The sequence below is a fragment of the Alteromonas sp. ABH4_452 genome, assembly GCF_056311825.1.
On the sequence record NZ_CM149973.1, the window covers coordinates 1,630,464 to 1,652,854 of the forward strand.

At 44.6% G+C, this 22,391-nt stretch carries 19 protein-coding genes and 1 other RNA gene; 9 read left to right on the plus strand and 11 right to left on the minus strand.

Translation table 11 applies throughout. The annotated features are described in order from the left end of the window. Positions 1–65: 65 nt before the first annotated feature. From ACYX4N_RS06950 to ssrS, 5 genes are all read right to left on the minus strand, one after another. Complete coding sequence (locus ACYX4N_RS06950) at positions 66–710, minus strand: 5-formyltetrahydrofolate cyclo-ligase (RefSeq protein ID WP_476056050.1); 645 nt, start codon at positions 708–710, stop codon at positions 66–68. A gap of 31 nt (positions 711–741) precedes the next feature. Further along, complete coding sequence (locus ACYX4N_RS06955; RefSeq protein WP_476056051.1) at positions 742–2,370, minus strand: ATP-binding protein; 1,629 nt, start codon at positions 2,368–2,370, stop codon at positions 742–744. A gap of 60 nt (positions 2,371–2,430) precedes the next feature. Further along, a complete protein-coding gene (locus tag ACYX4N_RS06960; protein ID WP_179984227.1) occupies positions 2,431–3,372 on the minus strand; it encodes a nucleoside hydrolase in 942 nt (313 codons plus the stop codon). Between the two features lie 22 nt (positions 3,373–3,394). Continuing rightward, positions 3,395–4,291, minus strand: a complete 897-nt coding sequence (locus tag ACYX4N_RS06965; RefSeq protein WP_179984226.1) for a ribokinase — start codon at positions 4,289–4,291, stop codon at positions 3,395–3,397. A gap of 21 nt (positions 4,292–4,312) precedes the next feature. After that, positions 4,313–4,495: non-coding RNA, 6S RNA (gene ssrS, locus ACYX4N_RS06970), on the minus strand. 532 nt (positions 4,496–5,027) lie between these two features. Here ssrS and ACYX4N_RS06975 point away from each other — a divergent pair. From ACYX4N_RS06975 to ACYX4N_RS07010, 8 genes are all read left to right on the plus strand, one after another. Next, complete coding sequence (locus tag ACYX4N_RS06975) at positions 5,028–5,594, plus strand: UPF0149 family protein (protein WP_179984225.1); 567 nt, start codon at positions 5,028–5,030, stop codon at positions 5,592–5,594. A gap of 75 nt (positions 5,595–5,669) precedes the next feature. Beyond that, positions 5,670–6,983, plus strand: a complete 1,314-nt coding sequence (gene pepP, locus ACYX4N_RS06980; protein WP_476056052.1) for a Xaa-Pro aminopeptidase — start codon at positions 5,670–5,672, stop codon at positions 6,981–6,983. A 42-nt stretch (positions 6,984–7,025) separates the two neighbouring features. Further along, positions 7,026–8,417: an FAD-dependent monooxygenase gene (locus ACYX4N_RS06985; RefSeq protein WP_476056425.1), complete on the plus strand. Its 1,392-nt coding sequence runs from the start codon at positions 7,026–7,028 to the stop codon at positions 8,415–8,417. Beyond that, positions 8,404–9,576 (plus strand): FAD-dependent monooxygenase, encoded by a 1,173-nt coding sequence (locus tag ACYX4N_RS06990; RefSeq protein ID WP_476056053.1) that lies wholly within the window; start codon positions 8,404–8,406, stop codon positions 9,574–9,576. The genes ACYX4N_RS06985 and ACYX4N_RS06990 overlap by 14 nt, the downstream gene beginning before the upstream one ends. Positions 9,577–9,879: 303 nt before the next feature. Further along, on the plus strand, positions 9,880–11,430 hold the full coding sequence (locus tag ACYX4N_RS06995) for a M28 family metallopeptidase (protein WP_476056426.1): 1,551 nt from the start codon (positions 9,880–9,882) through the stop codon (positions 11,428–11,430). A 51-nt stretch (positions 11,431–11,481) separates the two neighbouring features. Continuing rightward, complete coding sequence (locus ACYX4N_RS07000) at positions 11,482–12,357, plus strand: EamA family transporter (protein WP_476056054.1); 876 nt, start codon at positions 11,482–11,484, stop codon at positions 12,355–12,357. Between the two features lie 82 nt (positions 12,358–12,439). Then, a complete protein-coding gene (locus ACYX4N_RS07005) occupies positions 12,440–13,483 on the plus strand; it encodes an MBL fold metallo-hydrolase (protein WP_476056055.1) in 1,044 nt (347 codons plus the stop codon). A gap of 164 nt (positions 13,484–13,647) precedes the next feature. Continuing rightward, positions 13,648–14,580 (plus strand): DHH family phosphoesterase, encoded by a 933-nt coding sequence (locus ACYX4N_RS07010; RefSeq protein ID WP_476056056.1) that lies wholly within the window; start codon positions 13,648–13,650, stop codon positions 14,578–14,580. Positions 14,581–14,631: 51 nt separating this feature from the next. Here the strand turns inward: ACYX4N_RS07010 and ACYX4N_RS07015 are convergent, their stop codons facing one another. The 6 genes from ACYX4N_RS07015 to ACYX4N_RS07040 form a co-directional block, all read right to left on the minus strand. Then, positions 14,632–15,480 (minus strand): LysR family transcriptional regulator, encoded by an 849-nt coding sequence (locus ACYX4N_RS07015; protein ID WP_159117926.1) that lies wholly within the window; start codon positions 15,478–15,480, stop codon positions 14,632–14,634. A 93-nt stretch (positions 15,481–15,573) separates the two neighbouring features. Beyond that, positions 15,574–16,890: a sugar MFS transporter gene (locus ACYX4N_RS07020; RefSeq protein WP_476056057.1), complete on the minus strand. Its 1,317-nt coding sequence runs from the start codon at positions 16,888–16,890 to the stop codon at positions 15,574–15,576. 121 nt (positions 16,891–17,011) lie between these two features. Continuing rightward, positions 17,012–18,139 (minus strand): N-acetylglucosamine-6-phosphate deacetylase, encoded by a 1,128-nt coding sequence (gene nagA, locus ACYX4N_RS07025; RefSeq protein ID WP_476056058.1) that lies wholly within the window; start codon positions 18,137–18,139, stop codon positions 17,012–17,014. A gap of 2 nt (positions 18,140–18,141) precedes the next feature. Next, positions 18,142–19,143 (minus strand): glucosamine-6-phosphate deaminase NagB-II, encoded by a 1,002-nt coding sequence (gene nagB-II, locus ACYX4N_RS07030; RefSeq protein WP_476056059.1) that lies wholly within the window; start codon positions 19,141–19,143, stop codon positions 18,142–18,144. A 1-nt stretch (position 19,144) separates the two neighbouring features. After that, positions 19,145–20,023, minus strand: coding sequence for a glucosamine kinase nucleotide-binding domain-containing protein (locus tag ACYX4N_RS07035; RefSeq protein WP_476056060.1), 879 nt, complete (start codon positions 20,021–20,023; stop codon positions 19,145–19,147). 10 nt (positions 20,024–20,033) lie between these two features. Continuing rightward, positions 20,034–21,119, minus strand: coding sequence for an acyltransferase family protein (locus ACYX4N_RS07040; RefSeq protein WP_476056061.1), 1,086 nt, complete (start codon positions 21,117–21,119; stop codon positions 20,034–20,036). A 201-nt stretch (positions 21,120–21,320) separates the two neighbouring features. Between ACYX4N_RS07040 and ACYX4N_RS07045 the strand changes: the two genes are divergently transcribed. Continuing rightward, positions 21,321–22,355, plus strand: a complete 1,035-nt coding sequence (locus ACYX4N_RS07045; RefSeq protein WP_476056062.1) for a LacI family DNA-binding transcriptional regulator — start codon at positions 21,321–21,323, stop codon at positions 22,353–22,355. The last annotated feature ends 36 nt before the right edge of the window (positions 22,356–22,391 follow it).

The window sequence follows — 22,391 nt, forward strand, 5'->3', positions numbered from 1 at the left end:
TGCAAGTGTAACTTATAAGTGCGGATGAACCCATAAGTTCATAGGTTCAATTTGATATAGTGAAATTACGGTTTAGTGAATATAAGTGTGCGAGAAGGGGTCACGATAGCATCCAGCGGCACATCCCACGGGGCAACGGGCAGGGCATCAACTTCTTGCACATCGTGAGCGATACCTACCAATTTTGGCGTGTGCTGGTTTAAGGCCGATTGAGTATTCAGCTTGCGTTGCGTAAAGCTTAAGGTGCGGTCGTAATAGCCCCCACCCATACCTAAGCGGTTACCGCTTGTATCAAACCCCACTAGCGGCATAAGAATAACATCGCATTGTGTAACAGGTATGACGGCTTCACAGGACAATACAGGCTCTTCAATATTATATTTGTTATAAATCAACAAAGAATCGGGGGTATAAGATAAAAAAAGCAAGTGTCCTTTGCATACAGGATGTAGCACAGGCAATGCGAACTTTTTGTGCGAGACCTGCCAAGTTGATTCGATGTAGTATTTTAAGTTTACTTCGCCATCGTTAACCAAGTACCCGGCTACAGTAGTTGCGCTATTAACAAAGGGGAGGGTGTTTAGCTGAGCGGAGATGTTCTTTGCAGCGTCTTCATGTTGCTCTTCAGGTAAACTACGGCGTGCTTCGCGAAGCTTTTTGCGAAGTTGGGCTCTAGCTTGCTGTTTTTCTTGTGAAACGCTTACTTGCATATTGGGCAACCTTGCTTGGCGTGAAGGGCCGTTAGTGGTTCTTCTGCCCTAAATAGTGATTCAGTACACGAACCAACTCACTATTGTCTATGGGTTTGGTTAGCACGTCATCAAGACCTCTTTCTCGCAAATACTCAGACTCAGTTATCACGTCAGCGGTTAATGCTACAACAGGTAAGCTTGGCTTGTGAGCTTTTATCTGTGCCGTCGCTTCGTCTCCTTGAATGCCGGGTAAGTTAAGGTCCATTAGCACTAAGTCGACAGGATTAGATCTAGCGTATTCAACCCCTTCCTCACCTGTGCTTACCACAGAGAGCGCCACGCCTAATTTTTCAAACAAGGTTTGAATAACCACTTGGTTTATATAGTGGTCTTCAACCACTAACACATTTGCAGATTTATCAATGTTAACTTGTGCTACAAAGCTTTGTGGCTGTGCCTCAACGAACTGATTTGCACTTAGCGCATCGGCGGGCAAGGTTACGCTTATGCGGGTACCGTGATTTAATTTACTGCTAACTTTAATCGTCCCATCCATAAGCTCGATAAGACGCCTGGATATATTTAAGCCTAAGCCAGTTCCACTAATCTCTTGCGCGTTACCCATCCGTTCGAAAGGCTCAAAGAGTCGCTTTTGATCGTCTTCGCTAATACCAATGCCTTCATCTATGACATTGAATATAATTTTTCCATTTTTGTATTTTACTTGCGCTTTTACCGACTTACCCTTATTGGTAAATTTGATGGCGTTAGACAGCAAGTTCAGTGCAACCTGTCCAAACTTGGTATCGTCAAAAAATAGCGAGTCGGGCACTGATTTATCAATGCTGGTGAAAAATGTAATACCGCTGTCTTCGGCACGAACCTTAGTTAACGAAAACAGATGTGTAAAGAAGTCGCTTGTATTCACCGCTCGTGCCATTACGCGCATTTTGCCGGCTTCTATTTGCTTGATATCTAATACCGAATTTACAATTTCTAGAAGTCTTTCGCCGCTTTGGCTTACATGTGAAAGCGGGGTGGTAAAAGACGGGGGTAAATCTAACTTTTTAGCTTCGCCTTCAAGAAGGCGGCTGAAGGTGTTTATAGCGTTAAGTGGCGTTCTGATTTCGTGGCTAACGTAGGACAGGAAATCAGACTTGAATTGACTAGTACGCTCCAGTTCTCGGTTTTTCCGCTTGAGCTCTAAATGTGCTACCACTGATTTACTTAACGTCTGTAACGACGTCTTTTGTGCTTCAGTTAGCGTTCTAGGCTTGCGGTCGATAGCGCAAAGCGTACCAATAGCGTAGCCTGATGGTGTAATGAGTGGCGCACCTGCATAAAAGCGTATATCTGGTGAACCAGTTACTAAAGGGTTGTCATGGAATCGCGGGTCTAACGTGGCGTTAGGGATTTCAAACACTTCTTCCTGTAAAATAGCGTGGGAGCAAAAGGCTATTTCGCGGGATGTTTCTTCTGCATCTAGTCCAACGCGAGACTTGAACCACTGCCTGTCAGGGTCAATAAGACTAATAAGTGCAATGGGGGTTTCGCATATCTGAGAAGCTAACGTTGTGAGGTCGTCGAAAAGCTGCTCCGCTTCAGTATCAAGAACATCGTAGCTGAGTAGTTCGGCAAGACGTTCATCTTCATTTTCAGGGAGTGCAGCTGCTTCCATCTATATAAACCTAACGCAGAAATAAAAAAGGGACTGTATATTCACAATCCCTTAAACATATCACAGAGCGTAGGTGTCTACGAATAGTTGTTCCAGTTTTTGATGGTCAACTTTAGTCGCTACCTTAATGGTATTAGCTTCGTTCCAAAGTGGGCTAGGTGTTGTACCAGTTGGGGCAACCACCGTTTGGCCTCTGTCCAGCGTGCCAGTACCAACGCGAACGTGGCCTTCAGTCAGTTCAAATAACTCTGGGTGACGAAGGTGAGCAATTGGGAACGCATCGTGGAAGAAACATACACGGTCTTCACGGTTTTGTGAGTAAAAGTCCATGTAGAACTGGGCACTTTCTTTTACAAAGCCACCAAGGGTATTGTTTTTCTCTTCAAGTTTTTCAACAAAAGCTGGCGAGAATGGCGTGAAGTTCGTTACGTCCAAACCAAACATAGTCAATTCCCAATCTGCCGCAAATACGATTTCTGCTGCGTGGGCGTCATTCCAAATGTTCGCTTCTGCTACAGGCGTAACGTTGCCAGGTACAAACGCAGCGCCTCCCATAATGCTAACACCTTTAACCAGCTTAGGTAGCTCAGGCTCAAGACGAAGGGCTAGGGCTAAGTTGCCCAATGGACCTATTGCCACTAATGTGATTTCGCCCGGGTACTTACGCGCCATATCAACGATAAACTGCGCAGAGCTGCGAGGGTCTAACTCGGTTTTAGGCGCTTCAGGTTTAATATGACCGAAGCCGTGCTCTCCGTGAACAAAGTGTGCATAGGTTGACTCAGGGCCAACCCACGGCATACCTACACCTTTGGTTACAGGAATGTCTTTACCGGCAATTTCACAAAGGGTAAGCGCATTTTGCGCAGCCATTGTTACAGGAACGTTCCCGTAAACTGTGGTTAAACCAAGTACTTCAATGTCTGGAGATTGGAAAGCGAAAAAAATCGCCATTGCATCATCAATCCCCGGATCCGTATCTAATATGATCTTATGTGCCATCAAATTTTCTCAGTGCGTCTTGCTAGTTGGCGTGTTTCGCTAAGAAACGATCCACTTCTTTTTGTGTTGGAATACTCTGTGCTGCGCCTTCACGAGTTACTGCAATCGCTGAGGCGGCACAGCCACGACGCAACGCCTGTTTAGCATCGGTGTGGTTACTGTAGGCAGATAAGAAATAACCGATAAAGGTATCGCCTGCCGCAGTTGTATCAACTGCATCTACAGAAAAAGCGTTTACTTCTATGACGTCGTCTTTACGCAGCATCATTACACCTGCTTTACCCAGTGTAATGATAACTTCGCAGTGTGACCATTGTTCTTTGAAAACTGTCACAATATCTTCAAATTCTTCTTTGCCAGTTATAGCTGCCGCTTCTGTTTCATTAACAATAAGCAAATCGACGCATTCCAGTGGTAGCTGTTTAACCGACTCGCTCATAGGCGCAGGGTTAAAGGCAACCTTTAACTGTTTTTCTTTCGCTTGGCGAAGTACTTCTTCAATGCTGCTGGTTTCGTTTTGGGTTAGTACCCAATCTGAAGGGCGTGTATCGTCTAGCGCTTGCATTACAGTTTTTGCTGTAATGGTTTGGTTAGCACCACCAAAAAGCACAATAGCATTTTCGCCGCTAGGCGTAACTTGAATGATAGCGTGACCAGAAGGAACTTCTGAACACTTAACACCACGGCAATCTACCCCTTTTTTGATAAGGGCTTGCTTGAAAGAGGCGTCGTTTTCGTGAATGCTGCCGACGTGACGTACGTCTGCACCTGCTTGCGCTAAAGCAATCGACTGGTTTGCACCCTTACCACCTAGCAGTGTTTGGTAATGGGTTGAGGCCAACGTTTCTCCAGGTTGCACAAAGTGATCTACCTGATAAACGTGGTCAATATTTATAGAGCCAAAATTTATTATTGCCATTTCTTCTTCCGTCGAAAGAGGGCGCTTCCCAGAATGCCGCTGTCCATGTTTCGCCCGTGAACCGAAAAGTTCAGGGCGGAAGAATCACAATTGCCGTAGGCTTCTCGATACGCGTCGAGCTTGCACAATAGCAGCTGTTTCAACTTCCTAGGTTTAAAGCATCGGCCAGGGACATGAATGAACTAGCAAACATCCCAGGAAACATTGTTGTTGTATTAACGCAACAGGGTATAACAAACGCGAGATCCAGTGAAGAGGATCACCTAACGCGCTTTATAACTATTTTTGCGTGGTGAATATAAAAGCGGTAAAAAAATACTATTTTCTTGACCAATTGGTCAGCAATTATACACGCATATAAGATAAGCTCAATAATAACCAAACAGCTAATTTAGTTACAAACTTACACGTCTTTTAAATACTGCTGCGAGAGGAATTCCGTATCCAACAATGATGATCTTAGATTAATTATGCGTTCGTTACTAGGGATAGCAGCGTGCATTTCGTTAAATTAACGCCAATTCGCGGTTGTTTGAACAGTCAGTAAACAACGTATGAGTTCGTTGTACAAAGTATAATCTTTACTATTAATGCACTGTTCAAACACTGCACGCTAAATTGTCAAAAGTGGGCTTTGTATATTGATTTTTGCTAGTATTAACGCCATCACGGAGTAACGGCCGAAATCAAAAAGGGCTGTGAAAACTCAACTCATCTTAAATAAAGAGAACGAATCGTGGAAAAACAGCTCGATTACGATAGCGTAACTAATAAATTGTCACAACAAGGTATCATTGTAGATGCGGCAGAAGTACACGGCATTCTAACCGGAATGCTCTGTGGTGGCATGTCGCTTACCGACCAAAAGTGGCTTGAAGCCCTTAGCGAAACCATCAACCAAGGTGATGCGTTCAGCGACCAAACTCAACACCTTCTCAATACGCTTTTCAATCAAACCTGTCAGCAGTTATTAGAGCCTGAATTTGCGCTTAGCTTGCTACTTCCAGAAGACCAAGCGCCTATCAACGACCGCGGCGCTGCGCTTATCAACTGGGTGCAGGGTTTTATGCTTGGTTTCGGTTTACATCAGCAGGACCTTGTGCAGTGTTCTGACGATGTTAAAGAAGCACTTGAAGACTTCTCAGATATATCTCGTATGGAAGAGCCAATGGATGCGGATGAAGAATCTGAAAAAGCGCTTTTTGAAGTAGAAGAATATGTGAAAATCTCAGCTATTTTATGCTTCAGCGAACTGGGTCAATCACTTCTTGATGATCAACAAGACACACCATCCGTACACTAGTACTTAGGGAAAGTTAAAAGTAGCAGCTGTTTAATCGGCGTACTTTACAGTGAATTAGTTGGGGTTTTCTAGTTTATGATTAGCGCTCAAGAGTTTATTGCCAGACAAGACAGGCTGTTGGCGCAGTGCCAACCAAACAGTGTATGTATAGTACCTGCCGCTGGGCTGGTAACGCGAAGCCGAGATACCGAGTATACCTTTAGGCAAGATAGCGACTTTTGGTATTTAACGGGTTTTGAAGAGCCTGATGCATGGTTGATATTGTCTAATCACCCTCGCTACGGCGAGAGCTATCGCGCAATGGTAGTTCAGGAAAAAGACAAAAGCGCTGAAATTTGGCACGGTAAGCGCCTCGGTGCTGAAGCTGCGCTTTCCCGATTTAGCTTAGATGAAGCGTTTGAAACACATGAATTAGAAGAAGCCTTATTGGCGTCTATTCAAGGGCAAGACAATGTTTACTTCGCTTTAGGTCACAGTAAACGTCACGACCGATTATTTACCGAAGCCCTAAATACTTTGCGTGAAGCGCCAAAAGAATCATTAGCGCCTGGCGCGATACACGATTTTCGCCCACAGCTTCATGAAATGCGATTGTTTAAATCAGCCTGCGAAGTAGCAATGATGAAAGCGGCGGGGGAAATCAGTGCCCGAGCTCACAAGCGCGCTATGCAATTTGCTTCTCCTGGCTGTTTTGAATATCAGTTAGAAGCTGAAATTCACCATGAGTTTGCTATGGCTGGCGCACGTTCGCCTGCGTACAGCACTATTGTAGGAAGCGGTGACAATGCCTGTATTTTGCATTACACGCAAAATAGCGCACAGGTAAATGATGGTGATTTGATCTTGATCGACGCAGGCGCAGAATATCAAGGTTATGCTGCAGACATTACCCGAACATTTCCTGCAAATGGTAAGTTTAGTCATGCTCAGCGTGAAATTTACAGCGTTGTATTGAAGGCGCAAAAAAGCGTATTGGATATGCTAGCGCCCGGCGTCACGCTTTCCGAGGCAATGCTACACAGCGCAGAAATTATTACCGAAGGTTTAGTTGACCTTGGTATATTAGAAGGTAGTGTGGCAGAAAACTTAGAGAACGAAAGCTGGCGCCAGTTCTACATGCACGGGTTAGGTCACTTTTTAGGGCTAGATGTGCACGACGTAGGTAACTACAAAATAGACGGCCAAGACCGACCATTAAAGCCAGGAATGGTGATAACGGTAGAGCCAGGTATTTATATTAGTCAAGACAGTGTGGCACCCGATAAGTACAAGGGTATAGGTGTTCGCATAGAAGATGATGTGGTCATTACTGCATCGGGTGTGGAAGTTTTGACATCCGACGTGCCTAAAGAGATTGACGAAGTCGAATCACTTATGGCGAAAAACTAAAACAATAAAAAGCGCAAAAGTTAGAGCGACGGGAAGACAAATATAGTGGAATCGGCAGCGGTTGATGTAGTTATTATTGGTGGTGGGATTGTAGGAACCGTGCTTGCTAAAGCACTTTCTGAAAACATTTCTCTTGGAACGCCCGAAGGTAAAAAAAGCGGATTAAGTGTTGCACTTATTGACGCTGCAGACCCAAAAGAAACCTCACCCTCCCACAATGATTTCAACCCGTTTACCGATACACGAGTTATTGCGTTAGCAAGACGTACGGTTAACGAATTAGCCGATGTTGGTTTAAGCCTTAACGACTTAGCTAAGCAGCACAACGGCGAACTACCTCCTAAAATAAAGCAGATAGAAGTGAGCGATAAGGGCTACCTTGGTCTTTTAAATCTGCATAGCCAAGATTATCACATCGACGCGTTTGGCCAGGTGGTAAGTTTAAGCGCGCTAACGCGCTTAGCAGCAAATGCGAGTACTGCGTATCAGCACATAGCACCAGCAAAAGTGACCGGTGTTGAGCAGCACCGTGACAATGTAGACGTGTTGCTAGATAGCGGGGATGTGATAACCACTAAGCTATTGATACTTGCAGATGGCGGGCGTTCCGGTTTAGCTGAGCGTGTGGGTATTGCCAAAACAGTCAGTGATTATCACCAAACTGCCATTGTGTTTAATGTACATACGCAAAATCCTCATGAAAACAAAGCGTACGAACGCTTTACCGATTCTGGCCCCCTTGCTTTTTTACCCTTCGATAGTGAAATTGACGGCGTAAAGGCAAATGGCAATGGTTTTTCAGTGGTATGGACGCTAGAAACCCAAGCCGCTCAAGCACTTATGGAAATGGATAAAGCGTCGTTTATTAACGCGCTTCAACAAGCTTTCGGTTATCGTCAGGGCAAAATATTAAGGGTGAGTGATACGGCTAGCTATCCATTAGCGCTGACTAAAGCCCAACAAGTTACCAGCCACCGAACGGTAGTGGTGGGGAACGCTGCGCAGGCGTTACACCCTATAGCGGGGCAGGGGTTCAACTTGGGTTTGCGAGATTTGAGTGCACTCGTGTCAGTATTAAAAAGAGAGTCTGTGTTAAAAAGTGCTGTACCTAAGCACTCTATGTCGCCAATTTCGAAGCAAGAGAGCAATCAAAAAACGCAAGTGGAAAGCGGTGCTGGCCACTTTGACGCTGGGGCATTTAATATCGTTCAGCGCTATGCGAACGAACGTAAGAAAGACCGAGATAACACGATTGCGCTTACCGATACCCTAGTGCGAACTTTCTCCAACCAGTATTTTCCTACCGTCATAGGCCGAAACGTTTCCTTACTAGCATTAAGTATGATGCCGCAAGTGAAGAAAACCTTCGTAAAGCACACAACAGGTTATGGCGTAACACCACACGGAAATAGAGATAACAATGCAGCATGTTGATATAGCAATAGTGGGCGGTGGAATTGTGGGGTTAACCCTAGCCGCAGCGCTAAAAAACAGTGAACTAAATATAGCAGTTATTGATAAGTCGCCTTGTTATCAGGTGCTTGCAGATAAGCCAACGGCGCGTGTTAGCGCAATAAATCAGGCAAATATTAAAGCATTGCAACAGTTTGATGTGTGGCCTCATTTACAGCTAGATCGCGCCAACCCGTACACCGCTATGCATGTGTGGGACAAAGACAGTTTTGGTGATATACATTTTTCGTGTGACGAAATGGGAAGCGATACCCTAGGGGTAATCGTAGAGAATCAAGCCTTAGTAAATGCCTTGGCTAAGTCGGTAGAGGCTCAGCCTAACGTGCAACTAGTCACTGCAGGTATTGAAAGGGTGCTCGCTGGCCCTAATCAAACCATGCTGATGTTAGACAACGACGACGTGCTAAGCTGCAGGTTGCTTGTTGGCGCAGACGGCGCTAATTCTTTTGTAAGAAAGCAGGCCGGCCTGCCAATTACCTTCAAAGATTATGAGCATACGGCCATAGTCGCTAATATCAAAACCGAAGAGCCACACAACAATGTGGCGCGCCAAGCGTTTACGCCAACTGGCCCGCTTGCGCTACTTCCAATGACCGAACCGAATGTTTGCTCAATTGTGTGGTCGCAAACGCCAGCACAAGCAAGCGCACTAATGGCATTGGATGACGACGCTTTTTGCCACGCTTTAACTGCCGCAAGTAACAGCGTTCTAGGCACTATAGCGCTTGAAACCGAGCGCGCCGCATTTCCACTAACTATGCGCTATGCAAGGCAATGGGCCAAAGATGGGGTAGTGCTGGTGGGCGATGCAGCGCATACGATTCACCCGCTAGCCGGGCAGGGAGCAAATCTGGGAATGCAAGACGCCCTAGCGCTAGCTGAATCGTTAAGTAGCCTAAGTGCTGCCGGTAAAGACATAGGTTTATATAAGCACCTGCGCAGCTACGAGCGAAGCCGCAAAACAGAAGCCACAAAAATGATAGCAGCAATGGATGGCTTCAAATTCCTATTCGACGGCAACGACCCTATAAAAAAACTAGTACGCGGTATAGGACTTTCAGCTACAGACAAACTCACAACCATCAAAAACGCTTTCGTCAGCCACGCCATGGGCCTTTAAACCCAAATAATGGGGTCAGAGTACATTTCCCCAGTTTTGAAGTAGGGAAAGCTAATAATGTACACTGTCCCCTTTCTTGGCGTTGAGATAGTCGGCGGTAAAGGATACTCTTCGGTATCCTTTTTTTATTTCTAGCAATGGCTTATGTTTACTTTCTTGTGCAAACCTTATCGCGCCTTTTCCTTTGCATGCGCAGCGTCTCTACTTACTTCTACTTTACTTACTGGTTCGGCGAATGCTGACGTCACTAGTTCCAGCTTGACCTCGGTTGAGCCTTCGTCGGCGAAAGCAAAAAACGTAGAGATGTCGCTGAGTAGCGCTTCTATCGATTTAGATGTGTATCGTCAGCACGTTAAAACATTGGCTAGTGACGAGTTCGAAGGGCGAGGACCTTTATCAAAAGGGGAAGAAAAAACCGTAGAATACTTGGTAGCAGAGTATAAGAAGTTAGGGCTAAAGCCGGCTTTTGGTGACAGCTATACGCAAGCTGTGCCGCTCGCAAAAATTACGCCCAGCAACATGAGCACATTAAACATTGGCGACCTTTCTTTTGAAGCGGGCAGTGAGTTTACTGCACGAACACAACGTATAGTAAATGAATACTCACTAACTGAAAGTGACGTGATTTTCGTGGGGTACGGTATAAATGCGCCCGAGTACAATTGGAATGATTACGCCGGCCTTGATGTAAAAGGAAAGACGGTGGTAATGCTGGTAAACGACCCGGGTTTTGCTTCTAAAGTTCCAGCGCTGTTTCAAGGCAATGCCATGACCTACTATGGCCGTTGGACTTATAAATACGAAGAAGCCGCTAGGCAAGGCGCAGAAGCTGTTTTCATTGTTCATGAAACCATGCCTGCGGGTTACGGCTGGGGCGTAGTCGAAAACTCAAATTCTAATACCAAGTTTAGCCTAGTCGATGACAATGGTAATGCGTCACAAGTAGGCGTAATGGGGTGGCTTCATCTAAATGCCGCTAGGCAGCTTTTCGAAAAAGCAGGTTTAGATTACGGCGAGCTTAAAAGAAAAGCGTCTAAGCCCGGCTTTACGCCAATCCTGCTAAACACAAAAGCATCGTTAAGTTTCGCTAACTCTATCGAGCATGCTGAATCGCAGAATGTTGCCGGTATTTTAGAAGGCACCTCAAAGCCGAATGAGTGGGTAATGCTGCACGCTCATTGGGACCACCTTGGTAAAGTAGAGAAGAATGGCAAAACTACTATTTACAATGGTGCGGTAGATAATGCGTCTGGCACAGCTGGAGTGCTAACGTTGGCAGATGCACTCTCAAAGCATAAAGAAGGCTTTGCGCGTACGCTAATGTTTAGTGCGTTTACCGCAGAGGAAACAGGGCTGTTGGGTGCTGATTATTTTGCAAATAACCCCCCTGTACCTACCAAGAACATGGTGGCGTTTTTAAATATCGACGGTATGAACGTAAACGATGATGTTGATTATATCTTGCAGTATGGCGAAGGCTATTTATCTATTGAAGATGATTTAGCTACGGCAGCAGCGTTACAGGGGCGAACCGTTAAGATGGACCCGCGCCCTCAAAATGGCCTGTTCTTCCGCTCTGATCATTTCGCGCTTGCAAAACAGGGTGTGCCCTCTATTTTGTTCATGAGCTTAGGCGATACCGACCCAAGCTTTATCGCTAAACGCTATCACAAAGCAGATGACGATTATCTTCCAAGCTGGACATTAGGTGGCGTAAAACAAGACCTATCTCTTATTGGAACCATGCTTACTCATTATGCTCAAGGTGATGTATGGCCTTATTGGAAGCGCGAAAGTGACTTCAAAGCAAAGCGTCTACAGGCGTTATCTGGTAGCGAAACCACTGCCAAATAAAAAAGCTCGAAAGGCAGGTAGTAAAATAACTTTGAAGGTAAAGTAACGCTAATGAGTTGGGTTTTATTTACATTGGGCGCGGTTATCATGCAAACCGTGCGTAATGCGCTGCAAAGCAGACTGAGTGGTTCAGTTAACACCTCGGGTGTTACGCTATCTCGTTTTATCTTGGCTCCGCCCATAGCGCTTGTTTATTTGCTTATGCTCTACAGCAGTAGTGCCAGCCAGATGCCGCAATTTACGGGCTCATTTATCACAGTGATCTTGTTTGCTTCCCTACTTCAAATAGCGGCCACTTCTTTAATGGTTATTTTGTTTAAACAGAAGAACTTTGCCATTGGAGCAGGCTTGGCAAAAAGTGAAGCTTTAGTGGCGGGTGTGGTAGGCATGCTCTTTTTTGGTAGTTACCTAACACCTCTTGGGTGGGCTGGCATAGTCATAGGTGGAATAGCTGTATTCGTGCTTAGCAGCGGTAACCGACTTCATGGTATTAGTGTGAAAACCATGGCTATCGGTCTAGCTTGCGGTACCTGCTTTGCGCTGACATCACTTCTAGTGCGCGAAGCTAGCCACATGCTTAATATTCAGCATACAGTAGCCGCAGCATGGGTTTTATTATGGGTGCTGTGCGTTCAGACGGTAGCTTTAAGTTCATACATAGCATTAACCAAACCCTTCGTGTTTAAGCAACTAGTGAGCGCTAAAAAACAGGTGCTAGCGATAAGTACAGTAAGCTGTTTAGGCTCAATATGCTGGTTTACAGCTATGGCGCTACAGCATGTGGCGCTAGTGAAAACGCTTGGGCAACTAGAGGTTTTACTCACTTTAGTACTCTCACATTTCTGGCTAAAAAACGCAGTTACAAAACGCGAAATTACTGGGCTGCTCTTAATCGGCGCTGCCGCTATTATGGTGATGTGGGCTTGATGTTATGTAGCTTGTCTTTTTTGTTTTTTGCTTAGCTTTAAAAAGGTAAGAAACAGATATTTTTAATGGGAATAAAATAATTTTGAAACATCTATTGGGTCTTTTGATTTTCTCAGTACTAACCGCTTGCAGCACTGCTTCAGTGAGTGATAGGGAAACGGAATATAACGTTACTGTTGAAACAAGAAAAAGCGATGTAGAACCGGCATTTCAACTTGTTACATTGGGCGATACTGGCGGTATTAAAGACGGTAATTTGAGCGCATTTTTACTGCGAAGTTTAGAAGAGGAGCGCTATGTTGCTCTAGACGCAGGAAGCATAGTTAATGGTATTGATGTTGCGTTAAAAGAAGGGGCTTTTGACAACTTAAAAAGCAAGCCCGACGATAACCTGCGAGCTAACGGCACCGTACTGCATAATCACGTTGCTGCATACCTGATTAGCCATGGTCACCTAGACCATGTAGCAGGGTTACTCATTGCTTCACCAGATGACAACAATAAACCCATCTATGCCTTAAAGTCAGTAAACGACACCATGGGGGCGACTTACTTTAACTGGCAGGCATGGGCAAACTTTACCAATCGAGGCTTGGAGCCAAAGCTTAACAAGTACGATGTTATCGATCTGGCTCCGCAACAAACCACTTCAATTAAAGGCACGAATTTAACTGTCACGCCTTTTAGTTTGAGCCACCCCTTAGAATCGACGGCGTTCGTTATTGAAAGTGACAACGATATGTTTGTTTATTTTGGTGATACTGGCCCGGACGATGTCGAGAAAGAAGGCAAGTTAGCCGAAATATGGCGCTATCTTGCACAGCAAATGCGAAACAAAACGCTAAGAGGTATGGTTATTGAAGTGTCTTTTGATAACAGTCGCCCTGACAATCTATTGTTCGGACACCTTACGCCTAAGTGGTTGATGCAAGAACTTACTCGCTTCTACGAACTAGTTGAAGATAAAAGCCAGGTTTCAGACATAAACATCGTGATAAGCCATATCAAGTACAGTTTAAAAGCAGGAGAAAATCCACGTTTTGTCATATCAAAAGAGCTAGAGCAGGCTAATAAACTAGGCTTTAATTTTATACTAGCAACACAAGGTCAGTCGCTTATCTTCTAAATGCTTTTAGGAATAGAAAAGTAGTAAACAGCTGAGGAATCAGGCCTTTATTTATACTTTCGTCGCGTTTTACGACTTTGTAGTCAAAATCTATATAGGTAATCTCTCAAAATTTTTACTAGCTGTTACACTTACTTGATAATCGTTAATAAAGGAATTAAGTGATGTCAGAGCGAAAGTTTAGATTAGTTACCCGAAGTGATTTTGACGGGCTAGTATGCGCAGTACTACTGAAAGACTTAGATATGATTGATGATATTTTGTTTGTGCACCCTAAAGACATGCAAGACGGCAAAATAGACATCACTGAGAACGACATTACAACCAACCTGCCTTATGTAGCAGGTTGTCACATTGCCTTCGATCATCATCTTAGTGAGACTGTACGTAATTCAGGCGACATTGATAACCACATTATCGACCCGAAAGCGCCCTCTGCTGCGCGCGTCGTATATGACTATTACGGTGGTGCCGATAAGTTTCCCAATATCTCAGTAGATATGATGGACGCGGTAGATAAAGGCGACTCAGCGCAGTTTTCAAAAGAAGAAATTTTAGAGCCTACCGACTGGGTGCTTATGAATTTCATTATGGACGCGCGTACTGGGCTTGGCCGTTTCAGAGATTTTAAGATCTCTAACTACCAGCTAATGATGAAGCTAATAGATGCGTGTAAAGACCACAGTATTGAAGAAATACTGCAAATGGAAGATGTGGCCGAGCGCGTAAGTTTGTATCACGAGCACAATGAAATGGCGAAGGCGCAAATAGCTAAGTGCTCTACCGTACACGATAACCTTGTGATACTCGATTTAACCGAAGAAGAGACCATTTACGCCACGAACCGCTTCGTTATTTACGCCATGTACCCAGACTGCAACATTTCTATCCACAAAATGTGGGGGCTTAAAAAGCAAAACGTGGTGTTTGCGATAGGTAAGTCCATTACTAATCGTAGCTCTAACACCAATGTGGGTGAGCTGTGTTTGAAATATGGTGGCGGCGGTCACATGAATGCGGGTACCTGCCAAGTTGAAACCAGTAAAGCCGAAACTGTGCTTGCTGAGCTTATCGACACCATCACAAGCGACGGTTAACGCTGATTAGCACACGGATGGAGGGGCAGAAAAAGTACTCTGACCCCTTTTTTATTGGGTTAGGCGTACTTTGAAAAATTCTGCGAGGGTTTTGCTGATAACTGGGTGTTGGGTGTCTTGGTTAAACAGGCAAATGTTAACCTTTCCTAACTTAGGCAGATGCGGGTGGTTCAGTACGGCTAAATTAGCCGGTAGGCTCGATTTTGCTAGTGCAGTCACGCCAAGGCCTTGTTGAATGGCGGCAACCAAACCGCCTAAGTCGGCGTTGGTGTAGCTGATTTTCCAAGCAAACGTTTGCTGTTTTAGCTGTTCAATTACCCGGCTTCTGTACATGCAGCCATCTGGCGCTAGTACTAATGGAATATTGTTTCCTACCAACGGGTGAGATGTATCGCCTACCCACACCACATCATCTTCTAAAACAACTTCGCCCTCAGTTTCTTCATCTGGATTTACCAGTGCAAGAATTAAGTCAAAGTGATCTCGCTGAGACGGGTGAAGCAGATCGCGACTTAGCGCAGACGTCACCTCTAAAGACACATCTGGGTAGCGCTTTGAAAACTCGCCAATTAAACCAGGCAGTAGCGTAGAGGCAAATTCGTTGGGAATACCCAAGCGTAATCTACCGCTTAAAGGCGCAGGAGTCAAGCTTCTAAAAATGTTGTCGTTAAGTTCTAACAGTTCTTTCGCTTTTGGGTACAACCAGTTTCCATCGGCGCTAGGTACATGGCGTTGACCTACTTTGGTGAACAGCTTTCGGTCTAGCTGCGATTCAAGCTTTTTGATTTGCAAACTAATAGCAGGCTGAGAACGACCTAAAAAGTCGCCCGCCTTTGCATAGCCACCAAGCTCAATAACGCTAACAAAGGTGCGTAAAGTATCTAGAGAAAGCTGCTTCATTGTTAAAGATGGGTTCCGATATCACCGTTATTAAACACATCACTCAAGAATACCACTTATGCGTATGTTAAACCCACCAAGTCGTCGCCTAAATTACCATTCTCTTAGACGCCACCCTTTCAATGCGTAGAAAAGAATAAATGCATAGCAAGGTATCGTTGTCCAGTAAGCGTTCAACACTCCGAAGTGATCAGCCGCAAATCCGAAAAGTAAGGGGATAATTGCCCCCCCAGCTATACCCATTATCAAAAGTGCAGAACCGCGAGCAGTGAATTTACCTAGCCCTTCTAATGCTAGAGGCCAAACTGCAGGCCAAACAATGGCGTTAGCAAGTCCCAAAAGTGCAATAAGAGTAATAGGATCAGGAAGCGTTGCAATACCTGTCCAACCCCACAGAAAACCTGCAAAGACGTGGCTTTCAGCGTTAGTGAACGGTATACCGATTGACAAAACAATACCTAAAACTGAAGAGAGAGTAAGTAATTGGTGCTGAGTGCAAATTCGGGGCACAAGCGCTAAACCAAGGCTGTACCCAATGACCATAAAAAACATGGTGTATGACGTGAGCCCTAGTGCTCCCGGAACGCCAAGTTGCGAGCCCGCTAGGCCAATTGTATCTCCGGCAACAACTTCTACGCCTACATAACAAAAAAGTGCAATTACACCTAATACTAGCTGAGGGAATTGTAATACTGAGCCTTTACCTTTTCCGTATTCAGCGAGTTTTTTATCCTCAACATCAAGGTCCAATTCAGGCAAGCCAGAAAAACTTAGCGCAACAGCAAGTAATACTAACGCTGCGGCCATACCTAAGTAGGGCAATACAAGGCTTTGTGCTAATTGTTGTATTTGTGCACTACGCTCAGCTTCTGGCAATGCAGCGATACTTTGTTCGGTGATACCTGATAAGTCTCCGAGTACAAGAGCAATAAACACCATTGGTGCGAGCCAGCCAGCTCCTTTATTCAGTAGCCCCATAATTGATATTCTTGCTGCTGCACTTTCTGACGGCCCAATTTTTACTAAATATGGGTTTGATGCGGTTTGTAAGATAGTTAAACCGGAACCGACGACGAACTGAGCTGTAATGAATAATATGAATGTTTGCGTTTTAGCGGCAGGAACAAATAAGCAGCATCCTGCAGCAATTAATAAAAGCCCGAAAGTCATGGCGTTTTTATAGCCCAATTGATTGAGCACGAATGACATAGGAAGTGCCATAACAACATACGCAATATAAAAACTAAACGCGATTAGCAGTGCCTCTGTTCCGTTCAAATTGCAAACAATTTGCAAAAAGGGGATGAGTGCTCCATTTAACCATGTGATAAAACCAAAAACGAAAAACAATGTGCCGATTATTGCCATAGGGAGTATCGTCGACGGGGGGGATTTAACTGCAGTTTGCATCACGTTTCCTTTTTATAATGTTTTTATTTCACTGTATTGCTTACTTAATATTTTAATTTTTTGTGAGTACGTATTATCTGTTGTTCAAAAGAATACCTGGCTATGCACATTAGCTGCATACCTACCGGACGACTTCGCCATTGCGCCAACAGCGTGTCACCCTTAAGTCTTTATTTAGCGTTATGAAATTAGCGAAAGAGCCTGTGCGTAACGTTCCAATGTTCGCTTCGCTTTTTATAAATGAAGCAGGGGTAGACGTTGCCATTTTCAGTGTTGCTTGCAGATCAATGCTTAGGTCGAAATGCGTATGCTGGATAGCTTTCTCCATCGTTAATAGCGAACCCGCTAACGTACCGTCATCAAGACGTAACGTATCATTTTTACGTATGACTTTTACGCCTTGGTAGACGAAGTGGTCGACGTCACTCGCGGCCGGCGCCATAGCGTCAGTTACCAACATTAAGCGTTCATCACCTTTGAGCTTTATTGCTAATGACGCTGACACAGGATGAACGTGATGATGGTCAACGATTAGTCCGCAATAGACGTCATCTCTGTAAAGTGAGGCCCCAACCACACCAGGCTCTCTGCTGGTAAACGGTGACATGGCATTGAAAAGATGTGTAGCACCGGTAGCCCCCGCATCAAAAGCGGCAAAGCAATCGTCAGAGGTGGCGTTAGTGTGGCCTATAGACACAATTACGCCTGCATTGGTTAGCGTCTCAATATCTGAGGGCGAGACCGTTTCTGGTGCTAGCGTGACAATTACTTTACCAAGATCATTTCGAGTAAATAAGGCCAACTCTTTGTCGCTCAGTGAGCGGATGTGCTTTGAACTATGCATGCCCTTTTTGGTTGTGCTGAGGTGAGGCCCTTCAAAGTGGACACCTGGGATAGCGCCTGGATCCCATTTGTGACCTAACGCTATAGCATCAGCGCCTTTATTCATAACGTCGATGTCGTCAGTGATAATGGTTGGCATTAAGCTGCCCGTACCCACTTTTAAAAAGGCCTCTGCCATTTGCTGAAGCGTAGACAGTGTGGGCGTTTCGTTAAACTGAACGCCGCCTCCACCGTTTACTTGAACATCTACCATGGCGGGTATGACTAGCTCATGGATGACCTCAGCATTGCTATCATCCACACTGTTCGAACAGATAGCGGTCACTCGGCTGTTAATCACTTCAAAGCGCACGTTCGAATGAAATGAAAAGCCGTCAAAAAGGAGTTTGGCAAAATAAGATTTCATTGCTAGAGGGTTTCCGTTACTTTTTTAAGTCCGATAGGACTGTCAGGGTCCATATCCATCTCGCGCGCAGCTTTTTCAATATCTAAGTAAAAACGTTGCATAACAATGAGCGCCGATGTGAGAGGATGCACATCCAATGGTACCTCAAATAAAGGGAAAACTTGTGCTCCTCTGCGGATCACTTCTTCAATTTGTGACTTATGTACAGCACTTGAAGCGTCAGGAATATGGGCATCGATAATAGCTGTTTTGCGGTTTAGAAGGGATATGGGCCCGTGAAGAAATTCCGCGCTACTGAAAGCCTCAGCCTGTATTCCACAGACTTCTTTCATTTTAAGCGCTATTTCTCTGGATATGGCGTAACCGAAAGCGCGGCCTAGTACAACGCATCGTTCAAGCGGAGCTAAGTGCTCTGCGGTAAGTACAAAGGGGGAAGTTATTACCGACTCTAATTGTGTAGGTAGGGCAAGTAAAGCTTCGTGAAGATCGTTGCGTTTAGTGAAATTTGCAACAATGCTTAATAACGCATACAAGGTCGCCAGATAGCTTTTGGTGGCGGCAACGGCAATTTCTGGCCCGGCACAAAGTGGTATAAATATGTCTACAATATCTTTAACTGGTGATGACTCGTCATTTACCAGCGCAACACAAAGCGCACCTTTTTCCTTTGCCATTTTGGCTTGTGCAAGTATATCTGGACTTCTGCCCGATTGAGAAATGATAAAAACCAGGGCTCTATTTAATCGAAGGGACTTGCCGAAAACGCTGTTTACCGATGGCGCGGCAGAAGCAACAGGCAGCCCCATTTCAGTTTCAATCAAATATTTTCCAAACACGCCGGCATGGTCTGAGGTACCGCGGCCAATAATATACACAAATTCTGGATCGTGCTTTTCTATCTCTTCAGATAACTTGTTATATACATGGCTATTGTTGTCTAGCTGTCGTTTCAGCACTTGTGGCGTTTCTGCTGCTTCAGACGCCATTTTGGTCACATAAGCCATATTAACACTCCTTTACCAGGTCTTTTATTAATGAAATTGCACCAAATTCAGGTGAACACTTCGCGGGTTGTAAACGTTGCTGAATATTGTCAGGTAGCCACTCTGCCCATTGCGAAGATAAGCCACCAATCATTGAAATGCGTTTAGCGCCGAGTTCTTCGAGTTGAGAAACGATACCTGAAAGGTATTGCTTTCCTCCATTCACGATACTAAGAGCGATGGGGTCACTGCCATTAGCGCACTTCACAACAATTGGCGCAAACTTACCGAAATCACTCGACTTGAAGTGCAGCGACTTACCGACTATCGCTTGAGTGTCGTCTGTACCAAGAGCTTCGCACATATCGGTAACGAGCCGAGAGGAAGGTACCAAGGAATCGAGTGCTTCAAGGGTGTATTGCAAGGCCTGCAGGCCAAGCCATGCGCCTCCCGCTTTGTCGCCTAAAGGGAAACCGTGGCCACCGATACTTGTTAAGTTTCCACTCAAGCTTGCAAGTGCTGAACTACCGGTTCCAGTTATTATAATTGCGCCATCTTGACCTGCATGAGCGCCTAAACAAGCAATGTGTAGATCGGTGGTTATGTGTGTACGTTTAAATGGAAATATCCAACTCTGTGCAATTTCTCGATAACGCGTAACGTTTACACCTGCAAGACCTAGACAAACATTAAGATTGCTGATTTTTGTCGCTGACATTGAGGCTGCCTCTAATGCCAGTGTCGTAGCTTCGATAATTGATGCGAACGCGGTGTCGGCTGATTGAGCAGGGTTGCATGGACCTGACAATCCTTCGCCAAGCAATTCGCCTTGTTCGTTTTCAAGTCGCGCTTTGCATTTAGTGCCACCGCCATCAACGCCTACAAAGTAATTCTGAGTCACAGATTCCACCTTAAATCTTTACGAAAATTTGTTTGCGATAGAGGACATATACAGGAATAAAACAAACGCTGAGAAACAGAATGACCCACAACGTTGCACTTATAAAATCACTTGCTCCCATATCAGACATAAATGTGGTGTAGCTGTTGTGAACCGATACACCGGCGATTTCCCAATCAAGTAGCTTCTCTATGATTACGTGCAGGATATATGCGGTGATCGCGTTAGCCCCAAAGATGGTGGCTATTTGAGTACCGTTTCTGAAGCCTTTAATATCGGTGTACCACATCATACAGGCCAATATCATGGCGCCTATGCCGCCGGTGGCTAATACAAATGAGCTGGTCCACGCCTGTTTGATGAAAGGAAAACCTAGGCTCCAAATACATCCTAGAGAAAAAGTAACAAAGCCGAATACAAATAAATTCATCACCGTGGTAGGTAAGTCGTCCTTGCCTTTAACTATAATCTGGCCAATGAGCATACCCATAATACCGGTAACAATGGCAGGAAAAGTACTGAGCAGACCTTCGGGATCCCAAGTACCACGCCACAGCATACCCGGTACAAATTGATCGAACCAGTTTACAATGTTCTCTCCACGAGCAAGATGCCCGCTAGGGAGGCCCGGGGCAGGAACCAATAGAATAAATACCCAGTACAGAAGCAAGATACCAATGCCCACTTTAACCACGCTCTTCGGTTTGCAGTAAATTGCTAAATAACAGCAGGCAATATAAACAATGCCAATTCGCTGTAATACGCCTAGTAACCTTATTTGTTCGAAGTGGGTATAGAACAAATTAACAATGAGCCCGAGCCCAATGAGCGTAAAGCCTCTTCTCCACACTTTTTTCAAAATACTGGTCAATTGTGGTGAAGATGAATCAATATTCTTGAACCCCAAACTAATTGCTACACCCACAATGAGAATGAAAAAAGGAAACACTAAATCGGCAAAGTTGATGCCTATCCAATGTGCGTGCGCGAGTTCTCCATAAGTATTCGGACTGTTTACTACAATCATTGCGATTATGGTGAGCCCTCGAAATACATCGAGAGACAGAAGTCGTGAAGATGTCGTGTTTGTTGTCATGTTTCTTGCTTTTTTTATATTCAGTTGTTTAACCCTAACCCTTTTCTTTAACCTATGTCAACGTTGTCATTGTTGTTTTTTTGAACCTTGATGAAATTGTATTAGTTATTCATTGGTTTACGAAGACCAAGAAATTTGCTTAAACAGGGGGTTCACTTTATTCTCTCTAACACTCAATACCTTTCACCGAAAAAGAGTTTCATGAAAAAGCCAACTATTAAGGATGTCGCGAAATTAGCGGGAGTATCGTTTAAAACGGTTTCGCGAGTGGTTAACCAAGAACCAAATGTTAGTGAGTCGGTAAAGGAAAAAGTGCTTGAGTCAATAAAGCAGTTGAACTATCAGCCTAACCACACAGCAAGGGTAATGCGTAAAGCACCGTTCTCTCTTGCGTTTGTTTATGACAATCCCAACAGCCATTATGTGATTGAAATGCAAAATGGAATTATTTCTGAATGCAGAAAAAAAGGGTTTGAATTAGTTATTCACCCCACCGATTCTCATTCTGATGAGGTAGGGAATGAGCTTGCGGCTATGATTGGTTCAAATCAGATTGGCGGAATTATTCTCACCCCGCCATTGTCGGAAAATAAAGAGCTTGTTACATTTTTACTCAGTAGAGATGCTAAAGTAGTTAGGATCTTATCTGGCGAGCAACCCCCTGATGAACTCGCCCCGGTGTTGCATGTAGACGACGTAGATGCGGGATTTAAGATAACGCAGTATTTGCTGAATTTAGGCCATAGAGATATTGCTTTTCTTGGTTTTCATGCATCGCATGAGTCTAGTTTAGGGAGAGTAAGAGGTTTTAAAAAGGCACATGAAGCAGCAAAATTGCCTTTCGATAAAAATTTTATCATTGATGGAGAGTTTACATTCGAATCCGGCATGGATATGACTAAACAAGTACTTGCCATGCCCAAACGACCTTCCGCCATTTTTGCATGTAACGACGAAATTGCAGCGGGAGCTGTATTTATGGCGCGTCTTAACAATCTTAAAGTTCCGGAAGACATCTCGATTGTTGGTTTCGAAAACAGTCCCTTCGCCATGCAAACGTGGCCTCATCTTACTACGATTGACCAGCCTAACTTTGATATTGCAGCAACAGCTGCAGCAATGGTTATTGAAATGATGAAATCCAATGATATTCATGCTGTTGATTCAAAAGGGTTTTCTCTTGATGTGGTTGTAAGAGACTCGGCTTCTAATTATTCGCTTGAAAGCGTAGTTTAGCGTTTTCGTCTTACTGAAAGTTCATATTTTGGTCTA